Consider the following 5057-nt stretch of genomic DNA (forward strand, 5'->3'; position numbering starts at 1 on the left):
GCCCCCCCCCCCCCATTTTTTATATGTAACTTTAATTATTACGAAGGAGAAGTAAATGAAACGTGTTGCTCTAGTTGCTGCCCTGTTGGCGTTATCCTTAACTGCTTGTGGTGAAAAGCCAGCGGCACCTGTAGTTGAAGCCCCAGTTATTGAATCACCTTCACCTGAAGTTGAAACCCCAGTTGTTATACCACCTGCACCTGAAGTTGATGCAACCGACGCTGCTGCTGATAGCGATGCAGCAGCTGCAGATGCTGAAGCCGAACATGGTTCAGCTGATAGTGAGTTGCCACAGAAGGTTGAATAAAGAAGTAATTTTTCTGCTCAATTAATAAAAAAACCGACGTAAAGTCGGTTTTTTTATTAATTGAGCAGCCAACCTCTAAACAATTTCTCGCCAAGTAAGACCTTCGGCTTGCGTCGCTACCGCAACCCAACCCGGATTGCAATTAAGTGCTGTGCTTAACGCATATACCGCCAGTTCAGGTCTGTTATTTTTACGGCTCAGATGCGCAGCTACAATATGTTGCAAGTGGCTACAGTCCAACCGTGCTAACAGCGTTGCCGCGTCTGCATTATTCAAATGACCAAATCGCCCACCAACTCGAAGCTTAAGACTTAATGGGTAATCACTGCTGGCCAACAGTGCAGCATCATGGTTACATTCCAAAACCAACGCATCGCAGCCACTAAGCGTCGCTTCAATATGAGGCGTTGAACAGCCTAAGTCGGTCAACACTCCCAGCCGCTTTGTACCATCGCTAAATGTATATTGTACTGGCTCAGCTGCATCATGTGGTACGGGGAATGGCTGCACTAAGAGCCCATCGATGGCGAAGTGATGGTGAGTGTCAATTTTGGTTACTTGGGGAATTTTACTCAGAACTTTTAATCGCGAACGAAATGTGCCGTGCGTCAACCAAATCGGAATCGAATACTTACGAGCCAGCTTCGCCACTCCAGCAATGTGGTCGCCGTGTTCGTGAGTCACCACGATGCCACTCAGGCAATCAGGGGTCAAGCCAAGGCGAGAAAGACGCATGCAGGCATCTGTTAAAGGAAAGCCGCAGTCCATTAATACAGAGGTTTTTCCTGCCTGCACTACCAGTGCATTACCTTCGCTACCGCTACCAAGTGAGGCGAAGCGCATCGATTAAAGTTGAACGCTACTTGGATAGCTGTTCATATAGTGATTCGGTTAATCGCTGCGTCGTTTCATCATTGCCAGAATCTCCGTTGAGGGCACCGACCTCGCTCCCAGCGTCATTCTCACGAACAAATATTTGATACTGTGCAGCCCCAATAGACGAGTTATTAGTTGATTTGCTGTCACTCTCATTACGCCAGAACATTAAGCTATCGACCCAGCTTGTTTCCTTAGCTGAATCCTTGCTCGCGTTCACAAAATATATGCCACTAACCCTATTTTTGTCCTGTATCTCAATGCCCACCTGATCTAACGCCAACCCTACCTTGCGCCAACTCTTGTCAAATGATTCGTTCAATATAATAATTTTGTTGCCATTAATTTCTTGTAGCTTCGGCATCGAGGACGCTCTCGATGAGGACTTTGCGAGGGCCACTTGCGACTCAGATGTTTGCTCGCCCCCCAACTTGATCATCAATAATTGCAGCATGCTGGCCTCTAGCTCAGGATCATTCGGACGTGATCTCCATTTATAGCCATTTTTATCTGCATCCAACTCTTGTCTCATGCCGCGATGGCTAATATAAATTTCCGAGCTTTTACCATCCTCACTACGCTCCAAACGAGTGCGATACATATCTTGTTCACCAGATGAATTAAGTTGATCAAATATCTTGCTAAATAGTTTGCTTATACCACCTTTCTGGATCTTGGCCTGCCTTTCTGCCCAGTCTGTTTCAATGAGACCAGCCGAAGGGTTGTCAGATTTGATGGTAAAACCTTGTTCCTGCCAGAATTCTTTAACGAGCGGCCAATTGGATTCTACGTTGCTTTCCACGACTAGCCAGCGCTGAGTACCGCTGCGTTCTAAGTGCACATTCTGTGCTACTGGCAATACATTCGAGCCAGTGCCAGCCTGAGCTCCTTGACCTTCCTTAATAAAATCAGAATAGTTGGCTGCGTTTTCGCCGTCACTGCCAGGTATGGTATGTTTGCTTCTAGCTACAGGGGTAGTCAGGTCAGGTGGTACTTCTAGCGTCGGCAGTTGGGTTGCACCGGATTTATAATCAACACGCTTGTTCCCAAGGCCAAGGACACTGCACCCAGCCAAAATTAAAAATGAAAAAAATAATACTATTAATGATAGTGTTCTCATGCCACCCCTGAAATTGTTGATTGCCGTAAGTATAATTATTTACATGCTACATAACTAAGAAATGCTCTGACTTAGCAATACTTTGACATTTTGGATACGCAGTACCAGACAGAATTTGCGCACCGACATGTTCCCCATTGTGGAGAGGATTTTAACCAGAAATGGGTCTGACTTCGCTAATCGATCACTCCTGCCTGACGCATCGCATTCGCCACTGCGTCTTGAGAAGCGGCAGGCAGCGGCGTAAGTGGCAGGCGCAGTATATTCTTCATTTTTCCCATAGATGACACAGCCCATTTGACCGGTATTGGGTTGGCTTCAATAAACAAGTGGCGGTGCAACCCAAGCAGACGGAAATTGATCTCACGCGCCTTCGCTAATTCACAATTAAAGGCGGCGAAGCACATCTCGTGCATTAACTTGGGTGCCACGTTGGCCGTAACGGAAATCGTGCCATGTGCGCCCAGCAGTATAAGAGCCAGCCCACTTGCATCATCACCACTGTATACCGCGAAATCTTTGGGTGCCCGCTGTAACAGATCACTTCCGCGCTCGATATTGCCGCTCGCATCTTTGATGCCAACAATATTGGGAATCTGTGCTAAGCGCAGCACAGTATCGTTATGCATGTCCGCACAGGTGCGTCCTGGCACGTTATATAGAATGTGCGGCATATCTACAGCCTCGGCAATGGCTTTGAAGTGCAAGTACAAACCTTCCTGCGTTGGTTTGTTGTAATACGGCACCACTGTCAGTGAAGCATCTGCCCCAGCCTTTTTTGAGAAAGCTGCCAATTCGATAGCTTCTTTAGTTGAATTCGCGCCAGTTCCAGCAATCACTGGTATGCGTCCGGCGGCATGCTGCACTGCCACCTGAATCAACAACTCATGCTCAGATAAATCTACCGTAGGAGATTCACCAGTAGTACCGACAACAACAATGCCATCTGTGCCCTGTGAAATATGAAAATCAATCAGTGCGCGGAATGCAGTTAAATCCAGACTGCTGTCCTCATTCATAGGGGTTACGATTGCAACTATACTGCCTTTAATCATAGCTCTTGGAAATGTTGAAAGTGAATCGATTATTGAAGACATGTATGTTTAGCGGACGCCAAATAACTCAACATCAAAAACCAATGTGGCATTTGGCGGGATAGCATTTCCCGCACCTCGAACGCCATAACCCATGTCAGCGGGAATAATGAGGGTACGTTGGCCACCAACTTTCATACCGGCGACGCCCTGATCCCAGCCTTTAATTACCCGCCCTGCGCCTAATGGAAAAGAAAAACGTTTGCCACGATCGAGGGAGCTATCAAATTTAGCCCCTTTCTTATCTGGTCTGGCTGCATTGTAAAGCCAACCTGTGTAGTGAACGTCGACCATTTTACCTGCTACGGCTGTATCGCCATCACCGACTTTGCGATCTATTTTAATCAGTTTCGTAACGGCAGTCGCTGCACTATCAGTGGCAGAGAATGCGTTCTGGGTTGGCAAAATTAGAGGTATAAGAAATATGCCAGAAAACAACAATGCTTTAATGGTATGCATGAATAAACCTTAGTAAATAATAACAGTGTAATAGTATCATTTTAGTAAGATCTAAACTAAATGTTACACAAAATCCAAATTTTCGAATGAACTTTAGACAAACCTGCTAGATTCAGCCTCGTAAATTTATTTGAGAAACCGACCCTGTGGGTGCAATGGGAAAGGTGCTGAAATATCGATAGTGGCATCCATCGACTCCTGGTGCAGCGTAGTAATCGACTCAATGCCGCAAATTGCGCGATGAAGCACGATTCACGGCCATGGAAAATCGGAAAATAAAGGTTGCATAATGCCCAAAGGGTGGAGTAGTCATAAGTGACGCCAACGACTTTGGTGAGTTGCTTGGCGCTGAAGAGACACATTGCCAGTATTCTAAGAGGCAATCTCATCCTAATGCAGTTTGAATCGATCTAGGCAGTTCGTCCAATTGCATATCTGTGCCGCCGAGCAGTGGCAGCGAGTCTTTCTGGGAGATTTTGAGTGTAACTATTGATCTAACGCCCTGACCGACTGATTAGGCACTTGCGACTTGGGCGCGGTCGCAATGGAGTTCACAGGCATGTACTGAATCCTCTTGTTCGAGCTTCAGAAATCACGTGGTTTCAACGTGTTTTTGGTCAATGAATGCTAAGACAAAAATGTTTACAGCCGATAGTTTTGACGGGCTGGACTCGCAATGATTGCTGTAATTTATGACCTATTGTTTGCTTCAGGGGTACTTCTCCAGACCGAAGCTGTAAGCGTATTAGATTCATTGTGGCGCCAGTGTGGGAAGCATTAGAGCGACTAAGGCTTCATGTTCCGCGCATGTAAACGTTCATGCATTAATGAGTATCCTGCTCTCTAATGTCATATTGCACATGATGGACGTAGCGGGGCAGGCGACACTGCGAACTCTGGTTCCGTAGAAGCACGCTGATCAAGTGCTGGCCGCGGTGCAGAATTAGGTTCATTCGCGCTACCGTTGACGTGATCGCAAAAAGCCTGTAATTCAACTGGCGCGTTTTCCTTGCTGGTAAAGCGATCAGTGAACTGACCCCCGTTGTTCGTTTGAACCTTTCGTGTCTTCAAATTTATTGTGGCGTGAATCAGTCAATACAGGAAGTCAGTTCTGATGACTTCAGTCTGGTTGCGGTACAAATAAATATAGGGCACCTCTAAAAACCATAGCTTTCAAACTTTCCGGCCCAAACTTTATGAA

Annotated in this window: 5 protein-coding genes; 1 reads left to right on the plus strand and 4 read right to left on the minus strand. The window is 46.4% G+C overall.

The features are described from left to right. Positions 1 to 55 precede the first annotated feature (55 nt). Entirely contained in the window at positions 56 to 307 is a 252-nt protein-coding gene (locus tag MJ770_RS09560; RefSeq protein WP_239253344.1) for a hypothetical protein, read from the plus strand. Positions 308 to 382: 75 nt separating this feature from the next. On the opposite strand, the gene MJ770_RS09565 is transcribed toward MJ770_RS09560, so the two are convergent. From MJ770_RS09565 to MJ770_RS09580, 4 genes are all read right to left on the minus strand, one after another. Beyond that, on the minus strand, positions 383 to 1150 hold the full coding sequence (locus MJ770_RS09565; protein WP_239253345.1) for an MBL fold metallo-hydrolase: 768 nt from the start codon (positions 1148 to 1150) through the stop codon (positions 383 to 385). 16 nt (positions 1151 to 1166) lie between these two features. Continuing rightward, positions 1167 to 2303, minus strand: a complete 1137-nt coding sequence (bamC, locus tag MJ770_RS09570; RefSeq protein ID WP_239253346.1) for an outer membrane protein assembly factor BamC — start codon at positions 2301 to 2303, stop codon at positions 1167 to 1169. Between the two features lie 176 nt (positions 2304 to 2479). Further along, positions 2480 to 3358: a 4-hydroxy-tetrahydrodipicolinate synthase gene (dapA, locus tag MJ770_RS09575; RefSeq protein ID WP_239253348.1), complete on the minus strand. Its 879-nt coding sequence runs from the start codon at positions 3356 to 3358 to the stop codon at positions 2480 to 2482. Between the two features lie 48 nt (positions 3359 to 3406). After that, the gene (locus tag MJ770_RS09580; RefSeq protein WP_239253347.1) at positions 3407 to 3856 is read right to left on the minus strand and encodes an FKBP-type peptidyl-prolyl cis-trans isomerase; all 450 of its coding nucleotides are present in this window, start codon (positions 3854 to 3856) and stop codon (positions 3407 to 3409) included. Positions 3857 to 5057: the final 1201 nt, after the last annotated feature.

The organism is Candidatus Nitrotoga sp. M5, from assembly GCF_927904885.1.
Taxonomy (GTDB): Bacteria; Pseudomonadota; Gammaproteobacteria; order Burkholderiales; family Gallionellaceae; genus Nitrotoga.